Source organism: Thermomonas sp. S9, from assembly GCF_024704365.1.
Lineage (GTDB): Bacteria > Pseudomonadota > Gammaproteobacteria > Xanthomonadales > Xanthomonadaceae > Thermomonas.
Window position 1 is genome coordinate 327,634 of record NZ_JAJDFY010000001.1, and the last position, 25,073, is coordinate 352,706.

The window sequence follows — 25,073 nt, forward strand, 5'->3', positions numbered from 1 at the left end:
CGCACGATGGCCTTTTCGACCAACAAGTCCGGCGGCCCGATGGCCGACATCAACGTCACCCCGCTGGTGGACGTGATGCTGGTGTTGCTCATCATCTTCATGGTGACCATGCCGATCCAGTCCATCCCGGTGGACGTGGATCTGCCGCAGAAGACCGACAAGCCGCCGGAAAACCCGAAGGAACCGCCGGAGCCCATCCGCCTGCGCATCGACGCTTCGGGCCAGGTGTTCTGGAACGATTCCCCGGCGGCGCTGGGCGAGCTGCAGAAGCGCATGGTGGAAGAAGTGGCGCGCGACCCGACCAACCAGCCGGAGCTGCAGATCGACACCAACGACCAGGCCGAATACGGCGTGCTGGCGAAGGTGCTGACCGCAGCGAAGAATGCCGAGATGGTCAAGATCGGTTTCGTCCAGAACTGAAGTTTTTCCTGCTCCGCTCCTGCGGAGCGCGTCGTGGATGACGAAACGCCGCCTGCGGGCGGCGTTTTTTGCGCGCGGGCCTGGCGTCGGGATTTCGCAGCGGGCGCTGCTTCCTTCAGCGGCGCGGCGATCGCGCCGGAGTAGGCTCAGGCGGCGTGCGCGATGGCGCGGTAGGCGCGCACGGTCGGCGCCAGGCCGGCATACAGCGCCTCGCCGATCGCGCCGGAGTAGGCTCAGGCGGCGTGCGCGATGGCGCGGTAGGCGCGCACGGTCGGCGCCAGGCCGGCATACAGCGCCTCGCCGATCAGCGCGTGGCCGATGGAGACTTCCAGCACGCCGGGCACCGCGGCCAGGAACGCGGGCAGGTTGGCCTGGTTGAGGTCGTGCCCGGCATTGACCCCGAGGCCCGCGGCCTGCGCCAGGCGCGCCGTCTGTGCGGCAGCAGCCAGTGCGGATTCTGGATTGCCGTTGGCGAACGCCTCGGCATATGGACCGGTGTACAGCTCCACCCGGTCGGCACCGTAGGCGGCGGCCTGCGCGACCTCCGGGTCGCCGACATCCACGAACACGCTGACCCGGCAGCCCAGCGCCTTGAACGCGGCCACCAGCGGGCGCAGCGCGGCGCCGTCGCGGGTGAAATCGAAGCCGTGGTCAGAGGTGAGCTGGCCGTCGCCGTCCGGTACCAGGGTCACCTGCGCCGGGCGCACTGCCTCGCACAGCGCCAGCAGCCCCGGATAGCCCGGGCGCGGTGGCGCGAACGGATTGCCTTCGACGTTGAACTCCACCGCGCGCGCGCGGCACAGCGCGCCCAGCGCCTCCACGTCGTCCGCGCGGATGTGGCGCGCGTCCGGGCGCGGATGCACGGTCAATCCGTCGGCACCGGCGTCCAGACAGGTAATGCCGGCGCGCAGGACGTCCGGCTCGCGGCCACCGCGCGAATTGCGCAGCACCGCGATCTTGTTGAGGTTGACGCTGAGCGCGGTCACTGCGCGCGGCCAGTGCTGTCGTCGTCGCGACGTGCCTGCGCCTGCTCGCGCAGGCGGCGCAGCTCCGCCGGATCCAGCATCACGGACACATCGCGCCCGCTGCCCGCCACCCGCGCCTGGTACAGGCCCAGCACCCACAGCACGAACAGCACCAGCGCCGCCAGCAGGCAGCCCAGCAGCACCGCCATCGAATGGGTGAGGAAGGCGAATGCCATGGCGGCGAACGCCAGCAGGAGGAACAGCCAGTGCATGGGTGGCCTCGCGGAGTGGACTGATGGGGAGTGTACGCGCGCCCGCTGGTCAAAGCAGCGGGGACAGCAGGCGCGCCAGCGCCTCCGGCAGGCGTGCCGTCCACAGCGGTCGCGGGCGGTCGGCGCGCACCCGCGGGGCGGCCGCGAATTCGCGTGCGATCTGCTGCGCCAGGGCGGCGGCAACGCCGGCGTCCTCGAACAGCAGCGAGGCCTCGAAGTTCAGGCGGAAGCTGCGATGGTCGAAATTCGCGCTGCCGATGATGGCCAGCCCATCGTCCACCAGCAGGGCCTTGCTGTGCAGCATGCGCGGGCCGTACTCGTACACCTTCACCCCGGCCGCCAGCAGGTCGTCGAAATAGGAACGCATGCACCAGGTCACCAGCCGGCTGTCGCTGACCCGCGGCACCAGCAGGCGCACGTCCAGCCCGCCGAGGGCGGCCGAGGTCAGCGCCATCATCGCCGCCTCGCCGGGCACGAAATAGGGCGTGGTCAGCCAGACCCTGCGCGTGGCGGCGTGGATCGCCGACACATACATGCGGTGGATCGGTTCCCACGGCGAATCCGGGCCCGAGGTCAGCAGCTGCGCGCGCACCGGGCCGGGCATCGGCGGCGGCATCGCGCGCACCACCGCGCCGACGAAATCGTCGCGCTCGGTGGCGTAGGCCCAGTCCTCGACGAAAACTTCCTGCAGCGAGCGCACGATGTCGCCCTCCACCCGCAGGTGCAGGTCGCGGTAGGCATCCTCGCGCAGGCGCTCGTCCTCCTCGTCGGTGATGTTGATGCCGCCGAGGAAGCCGACCCGGCCGTCGATCACCACCAGCTTGCGGTGGGTGCGCAGGTTCATCCACGGCCGCTTCCACGGCGCCCACGGGCGCACCGGATGGAACCAGGCCAGCTCGCCGCCGGCTTCCAGCAGCGGTGCGAAGAAGCGGCGCGCGGCCTGCTTGGAGCCGACCGCATCCAGCAGCAGGCGCACCTTCACGCCGTCGCGCGCGCGCGCGGTGAGTGCATCACGCAGCACGGTGCCGGTGCGGTCGGGCTGGTAGATGTAGTACTCCAGGTGCACGTGATCGCGCGCTCGGGCAATGGCCTCCAGCAGGGCCGGATATTTGCTGCCGCCATCCACCAGCAGCTGCACCGCCTGCGCGGTGCTGGGCGCCAGCCCGGTGGTGGCGTGCGCCAGGGTGCGCAGTTCGGCGCTATCGTCGCCGTCGGCGCAATCCGCGGGCAGGCGGGCGTGGTGGCGCAGGCGGCGCCTGCGGTGGCGCACGATCCGCTGCGGGCCGAGGAAGTAATACACCGCGAACCCGACATAGGGCAGCGCGGCCAGGCTGATCAGCCAGCTCAGGGTGGCCACCGGCTCGCGCTTCTGCAGCACGATCCAGCCACCCAACCACAGCAGGTACAGCAGCCAGCCGGCAAGCAGCCAGGCATGGATGTGGGGGATCGCCCACAGCGCGTCCCAGGCGGGGATCAAACCCGGCATCGATGGCGTCCTTCGTCGCGGGTGGTGCGACGGCTACAGGGTAGGCTGTGCGGATGGTGATTGCATCCAGCCCGCCTTCGTCCGATGACGATGCCCGGCGCGCGCCGGCGCCGATCCACGGCCGGGGTGCCGCCAGTCACCTGGCCGGCCGCTTTGCGCGCCAGCAGGCCTGTGCCGAGGACGATGGCTGGGGGTCGGCGCATGCCGCGCAGGCGGACGCGCCGGCGTTGCGCACCGAGGTGCGCGTCGAGCGCGCGCGGCGGGTGATCAGCCGCAACCAGTCGCCCGACATCGGGCTGCGCCAGTCGGTCAACCCCTACCGCGGCTGCGAGCACGGCTGCGCCTACTGCTTCGCGCGGCCCTCGCACGCCTATCTCGACCTGTCGCCGGGGCTGGACTTCGAGACCCGCCTGTTCGCCAAGACCAATACCGCCGAGGTGCTGCGCACCGAGCTGGCCCGCCCCGGCTACGTGCCGGCGCCGATCGCACTCGGCATCAATACCGATGGCTGGCAGCCGATCGAGCGCCGCTATGGAATCAGCCGCGCCTGCCTGGAGGTGCTGCGCGAAGCGCGCCATCCGGTGAGCATCGTCAGCAAGGGCAGCGCGCTGCGGCGCGATCTCGACCTGCTGGCGGCGCTGGCACGCGAGGGCCTGGTGCACGTGTACATCTCGGTCACCACCCTCGACAACCGGCTGTCGGCCAGGCTCGAGCCGCGCGCCGCGGCCCCGCAGGCGCGCCTGCGCCTGATCGCGGCACTGCGCGAGGTGGGAGTGCCGGTGGGCGTGCTGGTGGCGCCGGTGATCCCGGCGCTGACCGACGCAGACCTGGAGCGCATCCTGATCGCCGCGCGCGAGGCCGGCGCGCAGGCGGCGGGCTACGTGCTGCTGCGCCTGCCGCACGAGCTCAAGGCGCTGTGGCGGCAGTGGCTGCAGGCGCACTATCCCGAGCGCGCCGAGCGCGTCATGCATCTGCTGCAACAGATGCACGGCGGGCGCGATTACGACGCCCGCTTCGGCCACCGCCAGCGCGGCAGCGGGCCGCTGGCGGACCTGCTCGCGCAGCGCTTCGGCAAGACCTGCGCACGGCTGGGGTATTCGGTATTGCCGCCGCTGCGCACCGATCTGTTCGTGCCCCCGCGCCCGCCATCGCCGCAGGGAACCCTGTTCTGAGGGTGCGCTATCTCACCCCAATGCGGCAGCAGCGGGCCCTTCAGCCACAGCCAGCGCGCCATCCACGCGCTGACCAGGCCGAGCAGCACGGTCAGCGGCAGGCCCACGCGCAGGAAGTCCGCGAAGCGGTACTGCCCAGGTCCCAGGATGAGCAGGTTGCCGTGGTGGCCGATCGGGGTCAGGAAGGCCACCACCGCGCCCATCGCGGTGCACACCACGAATGGCGTCGGCGGCATGTCCAGCATCTGCGCCAGCGAGATCGCCACCGGCCCGAGCAGCGCCACCGTGGCCGAATCCGACATCGGCTGGGTCAGCAGCGCGGCGGCGGTGAACATCACCAGCAGCACCGTCAGCGGCGGCCAGTGCGCGACCAGGTGGGCCAGCCCGCTGGCCAGCAGGTCGGCGGTGCCGGTCTGCTCCATCGCGATGCCCAGCGGAATGACCCCGGCGATCATCACGAAGATGCGCACATCGATCTCGCGGTAGGCCTGCTGGATGTCGATGCAGCGGGTGGCGATCATCGCCACCGCGCCCAGCAGGAAGGCCAGTGGCACCGGCAGGCGGTTGCTGGCGGCAAGCAGGATGGTGCCGGCGAGGATCGCCAGCGCCAGCGGCGCGCGCAGCCGGCGCTTGGCCTCGCCCGCGAACGGCGCCAGCAGCAGGAACCCGTGACTGGAGGCGAGCTCGGCCAGGCGCGACGGATGCCCCCACAGCACCAGCAAATCACCCTCGCGCAGCCGCGCATCGGAAAGACGCTCGGCGACCTGCCCGGCATGTCGCCATAACCCGGCGATCACCGCATGGAACTGGCGCGAGAAATCCAGTTCGCGGATGCTGCGGCCGATGAACTCCGAGCCCGGCGCCACCACCGTCTGCACCAGTTGCGGACGCCCCTCGCCGCTGAGCTGATCGCCGTAGCGGGCGATCGCATTGAGGTCGAGTCCGGGGTCGTCATGCAGCGACATCAGCTCGTCCGCGCCGGCCTCCACCAGCAGCACGTCGCCGCCGAGCAGTGGGCTGCTGGAGGTGAGGTCGGTGCGCATCACGCCGTCGCGCAGCCAGCCCAGCACCTGCACGGAGGGCCCGATCGCCTTCTGCATCTCGGCCAGGGTGCGGGTGGCCCATTGCCCGCCGGGCACCACCAGCAGCTCGGTGCGGAAGCGGCCCAGGCGCAGGTAGTCGTCCTCGCCGCCCTCGCCGCTGCGCTTGGGCAGCAGCCAGCGTGCCGCCAGCATGTAGCCGGTGCCGACCACCACCAGCGCGATGCCGATCGGCGTGATCGAAAAAATGCCCAGCCCGCTGGTGCCGGCGCGCTGCAGCTGGTCGTTGGCGAGCAGGAACGCCGGCGCGCTGACCAGGGTGAGGGTGGTGCCCAGCGAGGCTGCCAGCGACATCGGCATCAGCAGGCGCGAGGCCGGCAGGTGGCGGTCGCGCGCGTGCTTCAGCAGCAGCGGCAGCATCATCGCGGTCACCATCACGTGGTGGGTGAACGAGGCGAGCAAGGCCACGATCGGCATCACCACCGCGATCGTGCGCCACTCGCTGCGCCCGCTGGCGCGGCCGATCCAGGCGCCGATGTGTTCGGTGACGCCGGTGGCGGCCAGTCCGCCGGAAATCACGAATACCGCGGCGACGATGATTGCCGGCTCGCTGGCGAAGCCCGACAGCGCCTGCTTCTCGTCGAGGATCCCGGTCACCACCAGCGCCAGCAGGATCAGCATGGCGGTGACGTCGATCCGCACCTTTTCGGTGACGAACAGGTACAGGCCGCCGACCAGGATCAGGCCGAACGCGATCTGGGGCCACAGGTGGTGGAAGGCGTGCATGCCTGCATTGTGCCCAAAATCCGGCGGCGTGCCGCCGGCGCTCAGGCCGGCGCGCGGGCGGCGTCGTGGCGGCGGTGATAGTCCTCGGCGATCGCCACCTCCGCACGCGAGCCGAGGAACACCGGCACCCGCTGATGCAGACCGGACGGCACCACGTCCAGCATGCGCATCCGGCCGGTGCTGGCCGCGCCACCGGCCTGCTCGACCAGGAAGGCCATCGGGTTGGCCTCGTACAGCAGCCGCAGCTTGCCGCCCTTGGGTGCGCACTTGCTGTCCAGCGGGTAGCTGAAGATGCCGCCGCGGGTGAGGATGCGGTGCACGTCGGCGACCATGCTGGCGACCCAGCGCATGTTGAAATCCTTGCCGCGCGGCCCGTCCTTGCCCCGCAGCAGGTCGCCGACGTACTGCTGCATCGGCGCCTCCCAGAAGCGCTGGTTGGACAGGTTGACCGCGAACTCGCGGGTTTCCTCCGGGATGCGCATGCCGCGGGCGGTGAGGATGAAGCTGCCCACCTCGCGGTCCAGGGTGAAGGCGTGGGTGCCGTGGCCGACGGTCAGCACCAGCGTGGTCTGCGGCCCGTACACGCAGTAGCCGGCCGCCACCTGCGCGCTGCCGGGCTGCAGGAAGTGGGCGTCGTCCGGGGTGGTCACGCCTTCCGGGCAGCGCAGCACCGAGAAGATGGTGCCCACCGAGACATTCACGTCGATGTTGGAGCTGCCGTCTAGCGGATCGAACAGCAGCAGGTAGTTGCCGCGCGGATATACATCGGGGATCGGCTGGCTGTGGTCCATCTCCTCCGAGGCCAGCCCGGCCAGGTGCCCGCCCCAGGCGTTGGCCTCCAGCAGGATCTCGTTGGAGAGCACGTCCAGTTTCTTCTGCGCCTCGCCCTGCACGTTGATGCTGGCCTGCCCGGCCTCGCCGGCGTCGCCCAGCACGCCGCCGAGCGCGCCCTTGCCCACCGCGATGGAGATGCGCTTGCAGGCGCGCGCCACCACTTCCACCAGCAGGCGCAATTCGGGGTTGATGCGGCCGGCACGTTGTTCCTCGATCAGGAAGCGGGTCAGCGAGATCTGGGTGTGTGTCATGGGCAGGATTTCGAGCGGAACGGGGCCGCCATTGTCGCCTACTCGGCCGGGCCACCGGGAGCGGGGCCTGCGAAGCCCGCCGCCGCAGGAACTGTCATCCGGTGCCCCGGGCAGTGGTGGACCTCGATGGTCGAGTGCACGACCTCGGGGTGCGATGCAAGCCGCGCCCGCACCCGTTCCGGCGTGAGCGCATGGTCGCGGGTGATCACCGCCATCGCGCAGGAATACACCTGCTTGCCGACGCGCCAGACATGCAGATCCACGACCTGCGTTTCCCCCGCGGGGCCGCCGGCTTCGACCGCCCGGCGGATGGCCTCGACCACGGGGAGATCCATTTCGCGGTCGAGCAGGACCTTTCCGGTTTCCGTGATCAAGCCCTTGGCCCAAACCGCGACCAGTGCGGCGCCGACGATGCCCATCAGCGGATCCAGCTCAGGACCAGCCGAACAGCCAGCCGCCGCACAGGGCCGCGATCGCCAGCACCGAAGTCGCGGCATCCGCGAGCACGTGCAGATAGGCGGATTTCAGATTGAGATCGTGATGATGGGTTTCGCCGTGCCCATGCCCATGCCCGTGGCCGTGATCGTGGTGGCCATGCGCATGGGAATGCCCGTGGTCATGGCCGTGCTCATGCCCATGGTGGTGCGCCTTGCCCAGGATCAGGGCGCAGACCACGTTCACGGCCAGTCCGAGGACCGCGATCACGATTGCGTCCTGATACTGGATCGGTCGCGGCGAGACGATCCGTTCCAGCGAACCCACCAGCATCATCGCCGCCACGCCCAGCAGGAAGATCGCGCTGGCGAAGCCGCCGAGGATTTCGATTTTCCAGGTCCCGAAGGCGAAGCGGGGATCCTGCGCGTAGCGCCGTGCAGTGGCATAGGCGAACGCCGACAGCCCGATGGCCACGGCATGCGAGCTCATGTGCCAGCCATCGGCCAGCAGGGCCATCGAGTTGAACCACCAACCCGCCGCGATCTCGACCAGCATCATCGCGGCAGTGATCCACATCACCAGCCGGGTGCCGCGTTCCGCGGCGGCGTTGCCCGCGTGGAACCCGTGCGCATGGGGCCAGGCGGCAGGGTCTGCGTCGTGCATGGGACTCCTCAGCGAAGATAGGTGCGCAGGACGCCGATCAGCTCCTCGGCACTGCGGGTGCGCTCCGCGGCGCTGGTGATGTCCGGGGCGGCGACATGGGTGCGGATGTGGTCCTCGAGCACTTCGGCCATCAAGCCATCGATGGCGCCACGGATCGCGGCGATCAGGTGCAGCACCTCGCTGCAGCCCTTCTCGCCATCGAGTGCGCGCTCCAGGCCCTCCACCTGCCCACGAATGCGGCGCGCCCGCGCCAGCAGTTTCCCTTTGCCGCGGATCGTGTGGCTCATGCCGGCCTGCCCATGGATAACATAGGGGGATATGGTATATCAGAAATACGGTAGGCCAACATGCCGCCCGCACCGCGCGTCAGAACCCGAAGCGCGCGCCCGCCCCGAGCAGGGTGGCGATGCCGAGCAGGGCGAAGAGCACCGCGGCCAGCGCGTGCACCAGGCGCATCGGGATGCGGTTGGCGAGCTTGTCGCCGAGCAGCACCGCGGGCACGTCCGCGATCAGCATGCCGGCCGTGGTGCCGATCACCACCAGCAGCGGCGAGGCGTAGTGCGCGGCCATCGCGACCGTGGCGACCTGGGTCTTGTCGCCCATCTCGGCGAGGAAGAACGTCGCCAGGGTGGCGCCGAACACGCCGAAGCGGCCGGCGATCCGGGTTTCCTCGTCTTCGATCGCATCCGGCACCAGCGTCCACGCCGCCATCGCCAGGAACGACAGGCCCAGCACCCAACGCAGCACTTCCGGGTCGAGCGCGCTTGTGATCCAGGCGCCGAGCGCGCCGGCGAGGCCGTGGTTGACCAGGGTCGCCGCGAGGATGCCGAGCACGATCGGCAGCGGCTTCTTGAAGCGCGCGGCGAGCAGGAAGGCGAGCAGCTGGGTCTTGTCGCCGATCTCGGCCAGGGCGACCACGGCGGTGGGAATGAGCAGGGACTCCATCGGTACTCCCGGGCCGGATCACAGACGCATGACCACGGCGCATCCCCGGCCACGGATGGAGGCGCTGTGGTCAAAGGTCTTGCCAGGTACGGGAACCTGCTTGCGCCACGGCCGGCCGGCCGAGTGTGTTGACGCAAGCCCCTTCACGCAGACGGGAGGCTACTCCCCAATGACGGGGCGTATTGTAGCAGGCGCTGGCACCATGCCGTGCCGAGCGGCCGTCCTCACACGTCGCCGCCGCGCGCCCAGCCTTCGCCGGTGCCGCGCTGGAGCACCATGTCGGTCTCCAGCACGCTGCCGGCCGGGATCGTGTCCTGCCCGGCCAGACGCGCGTAGATCGGGGTGAAGTCCGGCCGCGTCGCGTCCATCAGCTGTTCGAAGCTGTCGATCACGAAGTAGGTTTTCTGGTAAGTGTCGATGCGGTAGCGCGTGCGCATCACCCGCTCCAGGGCGAAGCCGATCCGGTTCGGTGCGGCGCTGTCCAGGCAGTGGATGGATTCGCCCTTGGAACTGAGGATGCCGGCGCCGTAGATGCGCAGGCCGTCGGGCTGACGGATCAGGCCGAACTCCACCGTGTACCAGTACAGCCGCGCCAGCTGCATCAGCGCGTCCGGGCCGATGGCGTGCGCCTTCACCCCGCCCTGCCCGTAGGCCTGCAGGTAGTCGGCGAACATCGGATCCATCAGCAGCGGCACGTGGCCGAACAGGTCGTGGAAGAGATCGGGCTCCTCGATGTAGTCGATCTGCTCGGGGCGGCGGATCCACCAGCTCACCGGGAAGCGGCGATGGGCGAGGTGGGTGAAGAAATCCAGCTCCGGCAGCAGCCCTTCCACGCCGACGATCTGCCAGCCGGTGGCCGCGCCCAGCACCGCATTGAGGTCGGAGAACTTCGGGATGCGGTCGGGCGGCATCCGCATCGTCTCCTGCGCGCGCAGGAAGGCATCGCAGGCGCGGCCGGGCAGGATCTCGCGCTGGCGCGCGTACAGCCGGCGCCACACGTCGTGGTCGGTGGCGGTGTAGCTGTCCCACGGCTGCTCCACGGTGCCGGTGGCATACACCGGCAGCGATCCGCGGTCGGTCTGGATGTTCTCGAGGCGGCGGGGCGTGGGCAGGGCGGACATGGCGAGGCGGCCAGTGGCTTGGGTCTTTCAGCCTAAGCCGCGGGCGGCGCAAGATGTCTGCGTTGTTGCGCAGATATCGCGATGTGGCGCAATATCATTGCAGAGAAAACGAATTTCATAGAAAAAATGACTGGTACTGCGCTCGACCGCATCGACCTGCTGCTGCTGGCTGAACTCCAGCGCGCGGCGCGCCAGACCAATGCCGAGCTGGCCGAGCGCGTGCACTTATCGCCCTCGGCCTGCCTGCGCCGGGTGCAGCGGTTGGAGCGCGCCGGGGTGATCGCCGGCTACCGCGCCGAGGTCGATCCGGAAGCGCTGGGGCTGGGGCTGCAGGCCTTCGTGCGGGTGCAGCTGAAGAGCCACGACGCGGCGCGGATCGCGGTGTTCGCCGAGCAGGTGAACGCCTGGCCGGAGATCGTCGCCTGCCACGCGCTGACCGGCGACATGGACTACCTGCTGCAGGTGCTGGTGCGCGACCTCGAGCACTTCTCGCGCTTTCTGCTGGACAGGCTGCTGGCGCAGGCCGAGGTGGCGGACGTCAACACCAGCTTCGTGCTGCGCACGGTCAAGCGCGCGCAGGCGCTGGTGCCGGAGGCGTAAGGCCCGCGCGGCAGGCCGCGATCACCGGGCGGTCACGGCGCACCGGCCAGCGCCGCCTCCAGCTCCAGCAGGGCGCGGTCGCGGCCGATCGCGGCGGCGGCCACCAGCTGTCCGCCGCGGTAATAGCGCACCAGGCAGTCGCCGGCGGCGGGATCGCCGTCCAGCTCCAGGTTGTCCCAGCCGCGGCCGTGGCCGACGTAGCGCAGCTCGATGCCGGCCTGGTGGGTCCAGAAGAACGGCGGCACTGCGTAGGCCACCGGATTGCCCAGGATCGCATCGGCCACCGCCTGGCCCTGGCGCTGGGCATGCACCCAGTGCTCCACCCGCGCCCAGCCACCGGCATGCGGATAGCGCGCCACGTCGCCGGCGGCGTACACCCCGGGCGCCGAGGTGCGCAGCCCGGCATCCACCCGGATGCCGTCCTCCACCGTGAGGCCGGCCGCCAGTGCCAGCGCGGTGCGCGGTTTCACCCCGACCCCCAGCAGCACCGCGTCCACCGCCAGCGTGCTGCCGTCCGACAGCCGCAGCGCGCGGCCATCGAAACTTTCGGTCTTGCAGCCGAGGTGGAACACGATGCCCTGCGCGCGCTGCCGGGCCAGCAGCGCGGCGGCCAGCGCCTCGCCCAGCAGGCCGGCCAGCGGCAGCGCCTCGGGCGCGATCACGTGCACCTCCAGCCCGCGGCTGCGCAGCGCGCCGGCCGCTTCCAGCCCGATGAAGCCGGCACCGACGAGCGCCAGCGTGCGCGCGCCGTCCAGCGCGGCCAGCAGCGCATCGGCATCGGCCAGGCTGCGCAGGGTGAACGCGTTGGGCGCGTCGAAGCCGGGCAGACGCACCGGCGCGGCGCCGGTCGCCAGCAGCAGGGCGTCGTAGTCGAACACCGTGCCGTCGGCGCAGCGCACCTGGCGCGCGGCCGGATCCAGCGCCGTCACCGTGCAGCCCAGGTGCAGCGCGATGTCCTGCGCGGCGTACTCCTCGGGCGCCTGCAGCGGGATCCACTCCGCCGGCGCGTTGCCGGCCAGATAGTCCTTGGACAGATTGGGGCGATCCACCGGCGGCGCACGTTCCTCGCTGAGCAGGGTGATGCGGCCGCTGAAGCCGCGCTCGCGCAGGCGGCGCGCGCAGGCGTACCCGGCCGCACCGCCGCCGACGATCACCACCCTGCGCGGTGCCGCTCCCTGCTCCGCCGCGGCCTCCGTCACGGTCTCCGCTGCAGTTTCCGCTGCGGCGGCGCGCACGTAGGCCATGCCGGCGCGCACCTCCACCTGCCAGCAGGCCAGCGGCGCAAAGGCCGGCGCATGCAGGGCGCGCCCGCTGCGCAGGTCGAAACAGGCGTGATGCCACGGGCAGCGGATCTCGTCGCCGACCCGCAGGCCCTCGCCCAGCGGCGCGCCGTAATGGGTACAGCTGGCGGAAACCGCGTGCAGGGCTCCGCCCACGCGCGCCAGCAGGACCGGCTGGCCGTCCACCTGGCCGGCGAGCACGCCGTCATCGGGAATCGCGGAGATGGCGATGCCGCGGCCGAAATCCGGCCCGCTGGCCGGGGTGTGATCGCCCATGGTCGACTCCCGATCGCTGCAGGGCCTCCAGCCTTGCCCGCGTGCGATTCAAATGGCGTGAAGGCGGATCGGCAAGAGCCCACGCCGCATGGTTGCGTGCGCCCCACGATTCAAACGCCTCGTCATCGAGGGCGGCAGCCTATTTCGAGCCCCCGCGGGGGCGGAAAGAAGCTCCAGATGCTTTCAGCAGCGTCCTGATGCGACCGATCGAATACTGGGTTTCTTCCGATAGTTCGCGAATCGATCGCCCGAGTTCATAGCGTTGTCGTAGGGCGCGCCCCATTTCATCCGCATCATTCTCGTGCAAACGTGAATAGGGCGGGACCAATGGCAACTGGATGGGCCCACCTTGGTAGCCTTTGTGTTGCTTTCCTCGTGGCGCGATATCGGGATCGGATTCGGCACCCCAGGCCGACCATTCGGGTTGAGGATGGCGCGCGAACAGCTCCAGATAAGGACCGGGCGAGCATGCCTGGATCAGCGGGTATTGCTCGTCCGGCTTGCGCGAATGTTCTCGCTTTCTGGTTTCGATCATGTTGACTTGGCTGCGTGCTGGTCCAAGCGTGCGCAGGGAGCCGCGCACGCCAAACAGGAGCAGTTCGGTGACGTTGCGGAAATAAAAGCCGACACCACGCCCGTCCGGACCGCCATCCTTGCGCCGCTTGGCCCAAACGATATTGGAGACATATCGAAAGCCCCATGCGTCCATGACCTTCAGGCCCTCCGGAAGCAGGGCGTTGGGTACCCACAGGTAGAGGTGGCTATTGCGGGCGGCAATGCTTCGGACGGGCATCGCGCAGATGTCGTCCAGCGACATGGTGGAATAGCGATCGAGACGCCGATGTTCGGGCGCAACTTTCCCGGTCCGATTGGTGAAGCGCCAAGGAGGATCGGCGAGAATGGTGGACCAGCCCCCTCAACGGAAGGAAGCGGAAGATGGTGTTCCTGTTCAACCAATGGGCTCGCCATCAGGGTTCCAAAAAAGATCTTGAGAACGCGAGCATATTGGATCTTTGGCGCACTGCCTAGTCGGAAACGTATGTCTCCGGGCAGATGAAGACCGCAAGGATCGGACAACCGCCTGCGTCACCCCGGGTCAGACGAGGAAGCAGCTTCTCCCGATTGGTGGTTGTCGTCGTGTTGAGGATGCGGCGCGCTTGCTCAGGCGGCATGCCGGCTTCCAGGGCGAGGTGGCGGCCAAGATCGCGGAGATCCAGCGTTCGGGTAATCAGCACGCCGACGTCTATAAGTGCCGCATCGTAAAGCGAACGGTAAGCGCCGATGTCGCGATCAAGGTTTCCGTCCTTTGCGTTCCATTCCACGTCAAGTGCGATGCGATCGCGGAAGTTGTCCACCTTGTAGCCTTCATTCCGGGTTTCCGTAATGATCGGATCAAGCCTTACCTCGCCAGCGGCGGCGAGAGGCGTGCGCTGAAGCGATAGCTGGATCAGTGTGTCCACTCGAGCTTCGCGCCATCCATGCTCGCGGAATGCGCGATTCATGCGGGCAGCGAGATCGCTTTCCTGCCCACCCGGATTCAAGAGATCGGAAGATTTGAGTTGAAAGTTGCGAAGCACGGTCAGCAACTGGTCGAACGCATGGCGGTTAGTCGCTGCGAAAATGGCAGCAGCATTCCGGGTTTCTGCGAACTGATAACGCGCCAGAACGTCTTGAGGGACGTGGTTCTGGAAAGAAGTGGTCAGATCCATGGCGCGTGCATTACAGGGAGTGGGTGTCCCAGCATAGGGGATCTTGGCCCGGGGCCTGGAAAAGTAGTCAACGGCAGTCCGGATCGCGCCGCCACTTGTCCAGCCAGCCGCGTTGCTGGGCGCAGCGGGCCTTGCGCTCGGCCGCGCGCTGCTGCGCGGCGCGGGCGTCGGCGTCCGCGCGCGCCTGCGCCAGCCGCTGCGCCTGCACGGCGGCGAGCTTCGCCCGGATCTGTGGCAGTGCGGCCTGGGCGGCGCGTTCGCCCTCCAGGATCGCACGGCTGCGCTGCTCGAAATCGGCCGGGCCGATGTCGTTCACCGCGGGGCGGATCACCACGTCGGCGCGCGCCAGTTCGGCCGCGCCCAGTTTCTGGCCCATGATCGCGATGCTGCGGTTGACGTTGCCGAGCAGGCTGCTGGCATCGGCGGCGCCGCTGGGCCTGGTGGAGATGTCCACCGCGATCACGATGTCGGCGCCCAGCTCGCGCGCGGCGTCCACCGGTACCGGGCTGACCACGCCGCCGTCCACGTAGTGGAACTTGTCGATCGTCACCGCTTCGAACACGCCCGGAATGGCGCTGGAGGCGCGCACTGCCTGGCCGACGTTGCCGCGCACGAACACCGTGCGCTGGCCGTCCTCCAGGCGCGTGGCCACCGCAGCGAACGGCTTTTTCAGCTGGGCGAACGTGCGGTTGCCGAGCTGGGCGTTCACATAGTCCTGCAGCTTCTGCCCCTTCACCAGCCCGCCCGAGAACAGGCTGACGTCGCGGATGCTCCCCTCGTCCAGCGCCACCGCCTTCTGCTGCAGTGCATAGGCATCCATGCCGCCGGCGTACAGCGCGCCGACCACGCTGCCGGCGCTGGTGCCGGCCACCACCGCCGGCTGGATGCCGTTGGCTTCCAGCATCTTGATCACGCCGATGTGGGCAAAGCCCTTGGCAGCCCCGCCGCCCAGCGCCAGGCCGATCTTCGGCGGCGGCACCGTCACCGCCGGCGCGGGGGCGGGTGCGGCCGCGGGCGGGGCCTTGGGCGGACTGGCGCAGGCGGCGAGCAGGATGGCGAGCAGGGCGGCAGGCAATACGGGGCGCATGACGGCAGGGCGACGGTCGAATCGGGGCAGGCGAGTGACCGGGCAGTCTAGCGGGCGCCGGCCCAACCGCCGGCAACCGGGCGCACCGCCCGAGGCACCCGCCGAGCAGGCAAGGCGCGCATTTTTCGGTGACAATGGCGTGACAGCCAGCGCCCGGTCCGGGGCGCTGGTCGACATCCACGGGGACCCCATGCAGAACATGACCAAGACGCGCACCGCGTTGCGCCCGCTCGCACTGTCCATCGCCCTGGCGCTGCCGCTGCTCGCCCAGGCCCAGCAGTCGGCACCCGACGAGAAGGCCGCGCGCAGGGCGGTCACCCTGGACGCGGTGCAGGTCACCGCCGATCGCCGGGTCGAGAACATCCAGGACGTGCCGATGGCGATCACCGTGGTGGACGGCGAGAAGCTCACCGCCTTCACCTCGTCCGGCGAGGATGTGCGCGTGCTGTCCGCGCGGCTGCCGAGCCTGAACATCGAATCTTCGTTCGGGCGCGCGTTTCCGCGCTTCTACATCCGCGGCCTGGGCAATACCGACTTCGATCTCAACGCCAGCCAGCCGGTGTCGCTGGTGTACGACGACGTGGTCCAGGAGAACCCGATCCTCAAGGGGTTCCCGATGTTCGACATGGCCGACGTCGAAATGTACCGCGGCCCGCAGGGCACGCTGTTCGGCCGCAACTCACCGGCGGGCGTGATCCGCTTCAGCTCGGCGCGGCCGGAGCAGACCTTCGGCGGGTATGCCCGGATCGGCTATGGCACCTATGGCACCGCCAATCTGGAAGGCGCGTTGACCGGCGGGCTGACGCCGACCGTCTCGGCGCGGCTGTCGGTCCTGCACCAGCGGCGCGATAACTGGGTGGACAACCTGCACAACGGCCCCGGCAAGGATCTGGAGGGCTATCGAGAGACCGCCGCCCGCCTGCAGCTGCTGTGGCAGCCTTCGGATACCTTCGAGGCGCTGGCCAATGTGCATGTGCGTGCCCTGGATGGCACGGCGCGTGTGTTCCGCGCGGGGGCGATCGCGCCGGGCGGCAACCGGCTGGCCGCCGGCATCCGCCGCGATCAGGTCAGCCTGGATGGCGCCAACAAACAGACCCTGGATGGCGATGGCGCCAGCCTGCGTCTGCGCTGGAATCTCGGCGGCGTGACGCTGCATTCGATCACCGGCTACGAGCACGTCAAGGTGTACAGCCGCGGCGATATCGACGGCGGGTCCGTGTATGTGTTCCCGCCAGTGCTGCCGGGCCAGGCCCTGTTCCCTGCCGAGTCCGCCGACGGCCTGCCGTATCACCGCCAGCTCACCCAGGAAGTCCGGCTGGAATCCAATGACTGGGGCCGCTTCGACTGGCAGGCCGGGGCGTTCTGGTTCAACGAGCGCATCCGCGTGGACAGCTTCTCCTACGACGGCTTCGGTGGCCCGCAGACCGGGTATGCCACCCAGCGCCAGGACAACACCGCATGGGCGGTGTTCGCGTCCGGCGACTACGACCTCACGCCGGCCTTCAAGCTGCGTGGCGGCCTGCGCTATACCCACGACAGCAAGGACTTCACCGCGCAGCGGGTGACCGGCCCGTTCGGCCCGCCGATCGCGCCGATCCACGTCGCTCCGCGTGGCAGCAACGTCAGCGGCGATCTGAGCGGTCTTTACCAGCTCAGCCCGAATACCAACGTGTACGCGCGTCTGGCCACCGGCTTCCGTGCGCCCAGCGTGCAGGGGCGGTTGATGTTCGCCGATGCCAGCCTGCCCGCCAGCGAGCTGGTGACAGTGGCCAACTCGGAAAAGGTGCGCTCGCTCGAAATCGGCCTCAAGCGCCAGCTGTGGGACAACCGCGTCCGCCTGGGGCTGGCGGCATTCCATTATCAGGTGAGCGATCTGCAGCTCACGGCGGTTGGTGGCATCGCCAATGTCGCGCGGCTGCTCAACGCGCGCCGCGCGCGCGGCCAGGGTCTCGAGCTCGACCTCGAAGCCTGGCTGAGCGAGGCGCTGTACGTGACCGCCGGCGCCAGCATCAACGACACCCGCATCCAGGACCCGACCCTGGCGGTGTTCGGCTGCGTGCTCGACCTGTGCGGGGTGCGCGATCCGGTCAATCCGGATCCGGCGCGTCCTGGCACCTATCTGATCGATGGGAATCGGTTGCCGCAGGCGCCCAAGTATGTGGCCAACCTGACCGCGCGCTATGGTGTGCCGGTCGGTCGCGGCGAGTTCTTCGTGTTCACCGACTGGGCGTACAAGAGTTCGGCCAGCTTCTTCCTGTACGACTCCGTGTCGTTCCGCAGCCAGCCGAAGGCGGAAGGCGGCCTGCGCGTCGGCTACAGCTGGCGCGACGGCGAGCGCGAGGTCGCGCTGTTCGGGCGCAATATCACCAATGCGATGTACGCCACGTCCGGGATCGACTTCAACAACCTGACCGGGATGCTCAACGAGCCGCGGATCTGGGGCGTGCAGTTCAGCGTGAAGTTCTGACGCGTGAGGCCGATGCCTGCCCGCCGGCGCAAAATGCCGGTCGCAAGGCATCGCCCCGATGTGCCCGCCGCGGTCCATGCCGGCCGCGGCGGGATGCGGCAAGCCCGGCTTAGAAGCGTGCTTCCAGGCCCAGCGACAGGGTGTTGGCGCTGACGCGCAGGTCGCCGCCCGAGCCCTGGTTGTGGTCGTAGTTCAGGCTGACGCCGAAGGTCTTGCTGAAGTCGTAGCCGGCGCCGATGCCGTAGTACGGCTTGTTCGAGGTCTCGCTGCCGTTGCCCAGCGAGGAGTTGATGGAGAGCTTGCCGCGGGAAAGCCCGCCGCGCAGCTGCACGAAGAAGCCGAGGTCGGTCGGGGTGGCGTGTTCCTTGACCACCACGCCGAGGCCGATCGCGGACAGCTTGCCCTTCACGTAGTCCTCGCCGTCGTTGTACAGGGTCTGGTCGTAGAAGCGGCTGTAGTGGCCTTCCACGGCGAAGTTCGAATTGAACCAGTAGCCGCCGCGCAGCGAGTAGGCGGTGTCGTCGTCGTGATCGCTGCCGATCCCGTCCAGATGGGCCTTGACCTTGCTCTGGCCGACTTCGGCGCGGGCGAAGCCTTCACCGGCGAGCGCCGAGGCCGACAGGCCGGACAGGGCCAGCGCGCAGGCCAGCATCAGGGACTTCTTCATGTGCAACTCCTTGTGGATGGATGTAACCCGCCGATCCCGGCGGGCCGCGCACACTACCATGGTGGCCGCGGGGGATCACCGATATGCGCGGGACGGCGCGCCGTGCGTGCGCGCATCCGGTCACACGCATCCGGCCAAGTGCACCCGGCTCAATTGCAGCGCGATTCGCAGCGGGCTTCCGGAAGCTCCAGCAGGAACCGCGCGCCGCCGCCTTCGCGGTCCTCGTACCACAGCTGGCCGCCGGCGCTGACCACGATCTGGCGCGCCAGCGCCAGCCCCAGCCCGGTGGAGTGGCCGGGATCGCTGGCGTGGCCGTGCAGGCGCTCGAACGGCTGGAACAGGCGCGGCTGGAAGAACGCCGGCACCCCGGGGCCGCGGTCCTGGGCCACCACCTGCCAGTAGCCGGGCGCGCCGGCGCGCGCCACCAGCTCCAGTTCGCCGCCGCCGCGGGCGTATTTGAGCGCGTTGCTGATCAGGTTCTCGCCCACCTGGCGCAGCACCTGGCGGCTGATCGCCACGCAGGCCTCGGTCTCCGGCGGCTGCACGCGCAGGCGCAGGCCGTGCGCTTCCAGCTGCAGTTCGTAGCGTGCCGCCAGCCAGCGCAGGGTTTCGCCGAGGTGGGCGCAGCCGCCGGCCGCGGCACCGCCGGCGCGCGCGGGGTTGGCCTGGGTTTCCAGATAGTCGTGGATGTAGCTGAGCGCCTCGCGGGTGCTGTCCTCGATGATCCGCAGGTAGCGCGGCGCACGCTCCGGCCGGCAGTCTGGCTGGGCCAGCATCTCGCAGGCGAACAGCACGCTGGTCAGCGGGTTCTTGAGGTCATGCGCGACCAGGGTCACCAGCGCCTGGCGCTCGCGCGCCACCTGCGCCAGGCGGTCGCGGGTCAGCTTCAGGCGCAGGTGCACCTGCACCCGTGCCAGCAGTTCCTCTTCGCTGCAGGGCTGGCCGATGTAATCCACCGCGCCGGCATCGAACGCGCGCAGCAGTCGGGTCTGGTCGGGCGTGGGGGTGAGCACGATGATCGGCACCGCCTGCAGCGCCGCATCTGCATGCAGCGCGTGCAGCAGCTCGACCGCGGTGATGCCGGGGATCGGCAGGTCGAGCAGGATCAGGTCCGGCGGTTGCGCCGGCGCCAGTGCGAGTGCCTGTTCGGCATCCGCGGCGCGCATTACCGCATGGCCGTTTTCGCCCAGCAGTGCACACGCCGGGCAACTTGGAGGCTGGGCTGTCACGATCAGAATGCGGCCGGGGCGGTCGATCTGGTGCGGCATCCTGCGGGCTCCTCGCCGGGCGGGACGGCTACGCTAGCAGAGCCTGCGCGCGCCGGATAGCGCATTCAGGCGGAGGCCAGCGCCCGCCATTCCCCAGGCATCAACCCCTGCAGGCGGTGCGGGCCGATCGCCACCCGCACCAGGCGCAGGGTGGGCAGGCCGACCGCCGCGGTCATGCGCCGCACCTGGCGGTTGCGGCCTTCGCGAATCTGAAGTTCCAGCCAGGCGTCGGGCACCGTCTTGCGGAAGCGCACCGGCGGGTCGCGCGGCCACAGCGGTGGCGGTGCGATCTGGCGCACGCGCGCCGGGCGGGTGGGCCCGTCGGCGAGTTGCACGCCGTCCCGCAGCTGCTGCAGCTGCGTTTCGCTTGGATCGCCTTCCACCTGCACCCAGTAGGTCTTGGGCTGCTTGTGGCGGGGATCGGTCAGGCGGTGCGCCAGGCCGCCGTCGTCGGTCAGCAGCAGCAGGCCTTCGGAGTCGAAATCCAGGCGCCCGGCGGGATACACGCCCGCAGGCAGGCCGAACCCCGCCAGCGTCGGCCGCGGGCTGGCGCTGCGGTCGGTGAACTGGCACAGCACGCCATAGGGCTTGTTGAACGCGATCAGCATCGTCCGCCCCGCGCAGAGCCGGCGCGTCGGCGGGCTACGCCAGCAGGGCGAGCGCCGCGTTGAACGTCGCGCTGGGCCGCATCGCCGCGCTCAACTTGACCGGGTCGGGATGGTAGTAGCCGCCGATGTCCACCGGCTGGCCCTGCACCGCGACCAGCTCCGCGACGATCGCCTCCTCCTGCTCGGCCAGCGCGCGCGCCAGCGGCGCGGAGCGTTCGGCCAGCGCCGGCTCGGCGGTCTGTGCGGCCAGCGCCTGCGCCCAGTACAGCGCCAGGTAGAAATGGCTGCCGCGGTTGTCGATCGTGCCCAGCTTGCGCCCCGGCGAGCGGTCATGTTCGAGGAACTGCGCGGTGGCCACATCCAGCGTCTCTGCCAGCACCCGCGCGCGGGCGTTGCCGGTGGCGTTGGCCAGATGTTCCAGCGAGGCCGCCAGCGCCAGGAACTCGCCCAGCGAATCCCAGCGCAGATAGTTTTCCGCCAGGAACTGCTGCACGTGCTTGGGCGCGCTGCCGCCGGCGCCGGTCTCGAACAGGCCGCCGCCGGCCATCAGCGGCACGATCGAGAGCATCTTCGCGCTGGTGCCCAGTTCCATGATCGGGAACAGGTCGGTCAGGTAGTCGCGCAGCACGTTGCCGGTGACGGAGATGGTGTCCTGGCCTGCGCGGATGCGCGCCAGCGAGACCTTCATCGCCTCGACCGGCGCCAGGATGCGGATGTCCAGCCCGGTAGTGTCGTGCTCGCCCAGGTAGCGTTCGACCTTGGCGATCAGGCCGCGGTCGTGCGCGCGCTGCGGGTCCAGCCAGAACACCGCCGGCGTGTTGCTCAGGCGTGCGCGGGTGACGGCCAGCTTCACCCAGTCGCGGACCGCCGCGTCCTTGGTCTGGCACATGCGCCAGATGTCGCCGGCCTGCACCGGGTGCTCCATCAGCACGCTGCCGGCGTCGTCCAGCACCCGCACCACGCCCTCGGCGTCGATCCGGAAGGTCTTGTCGTGGCTGCCGTATTCCTCGGCCGCCTGCGCCATCAGGCCGACGTTGGGCACGCTGCCCATGCTCGCCGGATCGAACGCGCCGTGCGCCTTGCAGTCCTCGATCACCGCTTGATAGATGCCGGCATAGCAGCGGTCGGGGATCACCGCCTTGGCGTCCTGCAGCTTGCCTTCGGCGTTCCACATGCGCCCGCCGTCGCGGATCATCGCCGGCATCGAGGCGTCCACGATCACATCGCTGGGCACGTGCAGGTTGGTGATGCCCTTGTCGGAGTTCACCATCGCCAGCGGCGGGCGCTGCGCGTACAGCGCGGCGATGTCGGCTTCGATCTGCGCGCGCTGCGCGGCGTCCAGCTGGGGCAGGCGCGCGTACAGGTCGCCGATGCCGTTGTTGGGGTCGAAGCCGATCGCTTCCAGCGCCGGCGCGTGCTTCTCCAGCACCGGCGCATAAAACCGGCGCACCACGATGCCGAACATGATCGGGTCGGACACCTTCATCATGGTCGCCTTCAGGTGCAGCGAGAACAGCACGCCTTTCGCCTGCGCGTCGGCGATCTGCGCGTCCACGAACGCGGCCAGCGCGGCGGCATCCATCACGCTGGCGTCGATCACCTCGCCGGCCTGCACCGGCACCGGCGCGCGCAGCGGGAAGCGGCTGCCGGTGGCGCTGGTGAACTCGATCCGCACGCTGCCGGCCGCGGGCAGGGTCACCGACTGCTCGCTGCCGTAGAAATCCCCCCGCCTCCATGTGCGCCACGTGCGCCCCGCTGCCTGCCGACCACGCCGCCAACGTGTGTGGATGCTTGCGCGCATACGCCTTCACCGCCTTCGGCGCGCGACGATCGGAGTTGCCCTCGCGCAGCACCGGGTTCACCGCGCTGCCCTTGACCCGGTCGTAGCGCGCCCGGATGTCCTTTTCCTCATCGGTCTGCGGCGCGTCCGGGTAGTCCGGCAGCGGGAAGCCCTGGGCCTGCAGCTCGGCGATCGCCGCCTTCAGCTGCGGGATCGAGGCGCTGATGTTGGGCAGCTTGATGATGTTGGCTTCGGGGGTCTTGGCCAGCTCGCCCAGCGCGCGCAGATCGTCGCTCACCGCCTTGTCGCCCAGCCGCTCCGGGAACTGCGCCAGGATGCGCGCCGCCAGCGAGATGTCGCGCGTTTCCACGTCCACGCCGGCGGTCTGCGCATACGCCTGCACGACCGGCAGAAAGCTGGCGGTGGCGAGGAACGGGGCCTCGTCGGTCAGGGTGTAGAGGATCTTGGACATGACGGCTCGCGGACGCTGGGGAAGCCGTCATTGTCGCGCATCCACGCGTGCGCTGAAACGCATGCGCTCACGGCGCGGCGGCGGCGACCTCGAACACCCGCGCCTGTGCCAGCTGGCCGTCCAGCCGCAGTTCCAGCCGGTACTGACCCGGCGGCCAGCCGTCGGGCTTGCTGAGCTGGAACACGGTCTGCCGCGGGCCGGGGCCGGTCAGGAGTTTGCGTTCTTCGAGAATGGTCTGGCGGGTGTCGAGGTAGAACCAGTGCGCGTCCAGCGTGTGCGGGATGGCATCTGCCAGCTGCAGCTCGATGCTGGCGTAGAAGGTGTCATGCGGCGCGAATCGAATCAGCGGCAGCACGACCCGGCCCTGCGCATCCACCGCGTTGCCGAGTTCCAGGCGCGCGATGCGGTTGCTCGCCGGCGCCGGCAGTGGAGCCGTGGCGGTGGGCGAAGCGGGTGGCGCTGGCGGCGGCGCGCTGCGCTGGCAGCCGGCCAGCAGCATGCCCAGCGCGAGCACAATGGCGCGAGAGGCAATCACTGGCGCAGGCTGCGGTGCGGCGGCGGCGGCACGCGGCCGGGGGTCGCCCGCCAGGGGTTGATGTCCAGCCCGCCGCGGCGGGTATAGCGCGCTTCCACCGACAGTTGCTGCGGCGCGCAGCGGGCGAGCAGGTCCACGAAGATCTGCTCCACGCACTGCTCGTGGAAGCCGGCGTGCTCGCGGAAACTCACCAGGTAGCGCAGCAGCCCGGCGCGGTCGATGCGCGGGCCGCGGTAGGCGATGCTGACATCGGCCCAGTCGGGCTGGCCGGTGACCGGGCAGTTGGACTTCAGCAGCGCGCTGGTGAGGGTTTCTTCCACCACCTGTCCGCGATCGGCATGCAGCAGGTCGGCATCCGGCGGGCCGTAGTGGTCGATCGCGATGTCCAGCCCGTCGATGCTGTGCGCGTCGTCATCCTCGCGCAGCGGCGCCACCCCGAACGTCAGCGTGACTGGCGCGCCGGCCGCGGCCGAGAGATCGGCTTCGATCCGCGCGCGCAGCGTGTCCGCCGCGTCGAAGCGCGCGGCGTTGAGCGAGTTCAGGTACAGCTTGAGCGATTTGGATTCGATCAGCCGCGGCGAATCCGCCGGCACCTGCAGGGTGGCGGTGGCCACGCAGGGCTTGCCGCGCCCGTCCAGCCACGACAGCTCGAACGCCTGCCAGCGATCGAACCCGATGAACGGCAGCGCCGCGCCGAGGCCCAGCGCGGCGCGTGCCGGCGCGCGCGGGATCGGGTACAGCAGGGACGGGTCGTAGCGATCCGGATAGGCGGTGCCGCGGCCCAGCGGCGAGCCGTCGGGGGTATGGGCGCTCATTCGCTGTGGTGCTCGTGGGACATGTACTCGGTGGATTGCATCTCGGTCAGGCGCGAGGACGTGCGCGCGAACGGGCCGGCCAGGTCCTCGCCCGCATACAGCGCCATCGGCGCGGCATCTGCGGTGCAGACCAGGTTGACGTGACGGTCGTACAGCTCGTCGATCAGGTTGACGAAGCGGCGCGCGGCGTCGTCGCGCAGGGCGTCGAAGCGCGGGATGCCGCCCACCAGCACGGTGGCGAACTCGCGCGCGATCTCGATGTAGTCGGTGGTGCCGCGCGGGCCTTCGCACAGCGCGGCGAAATCGAACCAGGCCATGTCGTGGCCGAGCGCGCGCACCGGGATCGGGCGGCCGTCGATATGGAGCTGGGTATCACGCTGGCGGTCGTTGCCGCCCAGCTCGTGCCAGCGGCGTTCCAGCCAGGCGTCGGACTCGGCGTCCAGCGGGGTGCGGTACACCGGCGAGCGGGTGAGCGCGCGCAGGCGGTAGTCGGTGTCGCTGGCCAGCTCGACCACCTCGCACTCGCGTTGCAGCAGGTCGATCGCCGGCAGGAAGCGCACCCGCTGCAGGCCGTCCTTGTACAGCTCGGACGGTGCGGTATTGGAGCTGGTGACCAGCACCACGCCCTCGGCGAACAGCCGGTCCAGCAGGCGCTCCAGCAGCATGGCATCGCCGATGTCGCTGACGAAGAACTCGTCCAGCACCAGCACCCGCAGCGCCTGCCGCCACTGCCGCGCGATCGCCGCCAGCGGGTCGCGCTCGCCGGCATGCGCGCGCAGGCCTTCGTGCACCTCGCGCATGAAGCGATGGAAGTGGGTGCGGCGCTTCTGCTCCAGCGGCAGCCCGGCGAAGAACAGATCGATCAAAAAGGTCTTGCCGCGGCCCACCCCGCCCCACAGGTACAGCCCGCGTACGTGCGCGGTGCGCGGGCCATTGCCCAGCAGCCGGCCCAGCAGGCCGGGGAGCCGGCGCGCTGGCCAGCAGCTCGCGGTGGAGGCGGTCGAGTGCGCGCAGTGCCGGCTGCTGCGCCGGATCGTCCAGCCAGTCGCCGCGCGCCACCCCCTCGGCATAGCGCCGGGAAGGAAGCTGTGCGGTGCGGGCACCGTCGCTCATGCCACC

General features: G+C 69.8%; 20 protein-coding genes, 4 pseudogenes and 1 riboswitch. Of the genes and pseudogenes, 4 read left to right on the forward strand and 20 right to left on the reverse strand.

Going from position 1 to position 25,073, the window contains the following annotated elements; all coding sequences use genetic code 11:
• Positions 1-6: 6 nt before the first annotated feature.
• Positions 7-420: a biopolymer transporter ExbD gene (locus LJB71_RS01625; protein ID WP_259302840.1), complete on the forward strand. Its 414-nt coding sequence runs from the start codon at positions 7-9 to the stop codon at positions 418-420.
• Between the two features lie 233 nt (positions 421-653).
• On the opposite strand, the gene LJB71_RS01630 is transcribed toward LJB71_RS01625, so the two are convergent.
• The 3 genes from LJB71_RS01630 to cls are packed head-to-tail and all read right to left on the reverse strand — an operon-like array spanning position 654 to position 3,143.
• Positions 654-1,406: a pyridoxine 5'-phosphate synthase gene (locus LJB71_RS01630; protein ID WP_259302841.1), complete on the reverse strand. Its 753-nt coding sequence runs from the start codon at positions 1,404-1,406 to the stop codon at positions 654-656.
• The gene (locus LJB71_RS01635) at positions 1,403-1,657 is read right to left on the reverse strand and encodes a hypothetical protein (protein ID WP_259302842.1); all 255 of its coding nucleotides are present in this window, start codon (positions 1,655-1,657) and stop codon (positions 1,403-1,405) included. The genes LJB71_RS01630 and LJB71_RS01635 overlap by 4 nt, the downstream gene beginning before the upstream one ends.
• A 49-nt stretch (positions 1,658-1,706) precedes the next feature.
• Positions 1,707-3,143 (reverse strand): cardiolipin synthase, encoded by a 1,437-nt coding sequence (gene cls / locus LJB71_RS01640; protein WP_259302843.1) that lies wholly within the window; start codon positions 3,141-3,143, stop codon positions 1,707-1,709.
• Positions 3,144-3,196: 53 nt separating this feature from the next.
• On the opposite strand from cls, the gene LJB71_RS01645 reads away from it, so the two are divergent.
• Positions 3,197-4,315, forward strand: a complete 1,119-nt coding sequence (locus LJB71_RS01645; protein ID WP_259302844.1) for a PA0069 family radical SAM protein — start codon at positions 3,197-3,199, stop codon at positions 4,313-4,315.
• Between the two features lie 56 nt (positions 4,316-4,371).
• On the opposite strand, the pseudogene LJB71_RS01650 reads toward LJB71_RS01645, so the two are convergent.
• From LJB71_RS01650 to phhA, 6 genes and pseudogenes are all read right to left on the reverse strand, one after another.
• Positions 4,372-6,141, reverse strand: a pseudogene (locus tag LJB71_RS01650) (SLC13 family permease); the annotation flags it as partial.
• A 41-nt stretch (positions 6,142-6,182) separates the two neighbouring features.
• Positions 6,183-7,226, reverse strand: coding sequence for a class 1 fructose-bisphosphatase (locus LJB71_RS01655; protein WP_259302845.1), 1,044 nt, complete (start codon positions 7,224-7,226; stop codon positions 6,183-6,185).
• A gap of 38 nt (positions 7,227-7,264) precedes the next feature.
• Positions 7,265-8,324: pseudogene (gene dmeF, locus LJB71_RS01660) on the reverse strand (CDF family Co(II)/Ni(II) efflux transporter DmeF).
• Between the two features lie 8 nt (positions 8,325-8,332).
• A complete protein-coding gene (locus LJB71_RS01665) occupies positions 8,333-8,611 on the reverse strand; it encodes a metal/formaldehyde-sensitive transcriptional repressor (RefSeq protein WP_259302846.1) in 279 nt (92 codons plus the stop codon).
• Between the two features lie 79 nt (positions 8,612-8,690).
• Positions 8,691-9,269, reverse strand: a complete 579-nt coding sequence (locus LJB71_RS01670) for a TMEM165/GDT1 family protein (protein ID WP_259302847.1) — start codon at positions 9,267-9,269, stop codon at positions 8,691-8,693.
• Between the two features lie 5 nt (positions 9,270-9,274).
• A riboswitch (yybP-ykoY riboswitch) is annotated at positions 9,275-9,455 on the reverse strand.
• Positions 9,456-9,493: 38 nt separating this feature from the next.
• The gene (phhA, locus tag LJB71_RS01675; protein WP_259302848.1) at positions 9,494-10,390 is read right to left on the reverse strand and encodes a phenylalanine 4-monooxygenase; all 897 of its coding nucleotides are present in this window, start codon (positions 10,388-10,390) and stop codon (positions 9,494-9,496) included.
• 126 nt (positions 10,391-10,516) lie between these two features.
• Between phhA and LJB71_RS01680 the strand changes: the two genes are divergently transcribed.
• Positions 10,517-10,990 carry an Lrp/AsnC family transcriptional regulator gene (locus LJB71_RS01680; protein ID WP_259302849.1) on the forward strand — a complete coding sequence of 158 codons (474 nt, stop codon included), beginning with the start codon at positions 10,517-10,519 and terminating at the stop codon, positions 10,988-10,990.
• Between the two features lie 32 nt (positions 10,991-11,022).
• On the opposite strand, the gene LJB71_RS01685 is transcribed toward LJB71_RS01680, so the two are convergent.
• The 4 genes from LJB71_RS01685 to LJB71_RS01700 all read right to left on the reverse strand — a co-directional run bounded on the left by LJB71_RS01685 (position 11,023) and on the right by LJB71_RS01700 (position 15,342).
• Entirely contained in the window at positions 11,023-12,546 is a 1,524-nt protein-coding gene (locus LJB71_RS01685) for an FAD-dependent oxidoreductase (protein ID WP_259302850.1), read from the reverse strand.
• A gap of 139 nt (positions 12,547-12,685) precedes the next feature.
• Complete coding sequence (locus LJB71_RS01690) at positions 12,686-13,447, reverse strand: MT-A70 family methyltransferase (protein ID WP_259304704.1); 762 nt, start codon at positions 13,445-13,447, stop codon at positions 12,686-12,688.
• Positions 13,448-13,571: 124 nt separating this feature from the next.
• Positions 13,572-14,255, reverse strand: coding sequence for a BglII/BstYI family type II restriction endonuclease (locus LJB71_RS01695; protein WP_259302851.1), 684 nt, complete (start codon positions 14,253-14,255; stop codon positions 13,572-13,574).
• A gap of 67 nt (positions 14,256-14,322) precedes the next feature.
• Positions 14,323-15,342, reverse strand: a complete 1,020-nt coding sequence (locus tag LJB71_RS01700) for a patatin-like phospholipase family protein (protein WP_259302852.1) — start codon at positions 15,340-15,342, stop codon at positions 14,323-14,325.
• Positions 15,343-15,541: 199 nt separating this feature from the next.
• Between LJB71_RS01700 and LJB71_RS01705 the strand changes: the two genes are divergently transcribed.
• Entirely contained in the window at positions 15,542-17,809 is a 2,268-nt protein-coding gene (locus LJB71_RS01705; protein ID WP_259302853.1) for a TonB-dependent receptor, read from the forward strand.
• A 109-nt stretch (positions 17,810-17,918) separates the two neighbouring features.
• Here LJB71_RS01705 and LJB71_RS01710 read toward each other — a convergent pair whose 3' ends face one another.
• The 7 genes and pseudogenes from LJB71_RS01710 to zapE form a co-directional block, all read right to left on the reverse strand.
• Entirely contained in the window at positions 17,919-18,476 is a 558-nt protein-coding gene (locus LJB71_RS01710) for a porin family protein (protein ID WP_259302854.1), read from the reverse strand.
• A 149-nt stretch (positions 18,477-18,625) separates the two neighbouring features.
• Positions 18,626-19,744, reverse strand: coding sequence for a HAMP domain-containing sensor histidine kinase (locus tag LJB71_RS01715; protein ID WP_259302855.1), 1,119 nt, complete (start codon positions 19,742-19,744; stop codon positions 18,626-18,628).
• Between the two features lie 65 nt (positions 19,745-19,809).
• Entirely contained in the window at positions 19,810-20,352 is a 543-nt protein-coding gene (locus tag LJB71_RS01720) for a pseudouridine synthase (RefSeq protein WP_259302856.1), read from the reverse strand.
• Between the two features lie 34 nt (positions 20,353-20,386).
• Positions 20,387-22,604: pseudogene (locus LJB71_RS01725) on the reverse strand (NADP-dependent isocitrate dehydrogenase).
• Between the two features lie 67 nt (positions 22,605-22,671).
• Complete coding sequence (locus LJB71_RS01730) at positions 22,672-23,139, reverse strand: hypothetical protein (protein WP_259302857.1); 468 nt, start codon at positions 23,137-23,139, stop codon at positions 22,672-22,674.
• On the reverse strand, positions 23,136-23,954 hold the full coding sequence (gene queF / locus LJB71_RS01735) for an NADPH-dependent 7-cyano-7-deazaguanine reductase QueF (RefSeq protein ID WP_259302858.1): 819 nt from the start codon (positions 23,952-23,954) through the stop codon (positions 23,136-23,138). The genes LJB71_RS01730 and queF overlap by 4 nt, the downstream gene beginning before the upstream one ends.
• Positions 23,951-25,067: pseudogene (zapE, locus tag LJB71_RS01740) on the reverse strand (cell division protein ZapE). The gene queF and the pseudogene zapE overlap by 4 nt, the downstream one beginning before the upstream one ends.
• Positions 25,068-25,073 lie beyond the last annotated feature (6 nt).

Coding starts and splice junctions, on each gene's coding strand:
- LJB71_RS01710 (WP_259302854.1), bottom strand. CDS start 18,476: ATGAAGAAGTCCCTGATGCTGGCCTGCGCGCTGGCCCTGTCCGGCCTG.
- cls (WP_259302843.1), bottom strand. CDS start 3,143: ATGCCGGGTTTGATCCCCGCCTGGGACGCGCTGTGGGCGATCCCCCAC.
- LJB71_RS01715 (WP_259302855.1), bottom strand. CDS start 19,744: ATGCCGCACCAGATCGACCGCCCCGGCCGCATTCTGATCGTGACAGCC.
- LJB71_RS01700 (WP_259302852.1), bottom strand. CDS start 15,342: ATGCGCCCCGTATTGCCTGCCGCCCTGCTCGCCATCCTGCTCGCCGCC.
- LJB71_RS01655 (WP_259302845.1), bottom strand. CDS start 7,226: ATGACACACACCCAGATCTCGCTGACCCGCTTCCTGATCGAGGAACAA.
- LJB71_RS01705 (WP_259302853.1), top strand. CDS start 15,542: ATGACCAAGACGCGCACCGCGTTGCGCCCGCTCGCACTGTCCATCGCC.
- LJB71_RS01645 (WP_259302844.1), top strand. CDS start 3,197: ATGGTGATTGCATCCAGCCCGCCTTCGTCCGATGACGATGCCCGGCGC.
- LJB71_RS01685 (WP_259302850.1), bottom strand. CDS start 12,546: ATGGGCGATCACACCCCGGCCAGCGGGCCGGATTTCGGCCGCGGCATC.
- LJB71_RS01680 (WP_259302849.1), top strand. CDS start 10,517: ATGACTGGTACTGCGCTCGACCGCATCGACCTGCTGCTGCTGGCTGAA.
- phhA (WP_259302848.1), bottom strand. CDS start 10,390: ATGTCCGCCCTGCCCACGCCCCGCCGCCTCGAGAACATCCAGACCGAC.
- LJB71_RS01635 (WP_259302842.1), bottom strand. CDS start 1,657: ATGCACTGGCTGTTCCTCCTGCTGGCGTTCGCCGCCATGGCATTCGCC.
- LJB71_RS01665 (WP_259302846.1), bottom strand. CDS start 8,611: ATGAGCCACACGATCCGCGGCAAAGGGAAACTGCTGGCGCGGGCGCGC.
- LJB71_RS01625 (WP_259302840.1), top strand. CDS start 7: ATGGCCTTTTCGACCAACAAGTCCGGCGGCCCGATGGCCGACATCAAC.
- LJB71_RS01670 (WP_259302847.1), bottom strand. CDS start 9,269: ATGGAGTCCCTGCTCATTCCCACCGCCGTGGTCGCCCTGGCCGAGATC.
- LJB71_RS01720 (WP_259302856.1), bottom strand. CDS start 20,352: ATGCTGATCGCGTTCAACAAGCCCTATGGCGTGCTGTGCCAGTTCACC.
- LJB71_RS01695 (WP_259302851.1), bottom strand. CDS start 14,255: ATGGATCTGACCACTTCTTTCCAGAACCACGTCCCTCAAGACGTTCTG.
- queF (WP_259302858.1), bottom strand. CDS start 23,954: ATGAGCGCCCATACCCCCGACGGCTCGCCGCTGGGCCGCGGCACCGCC.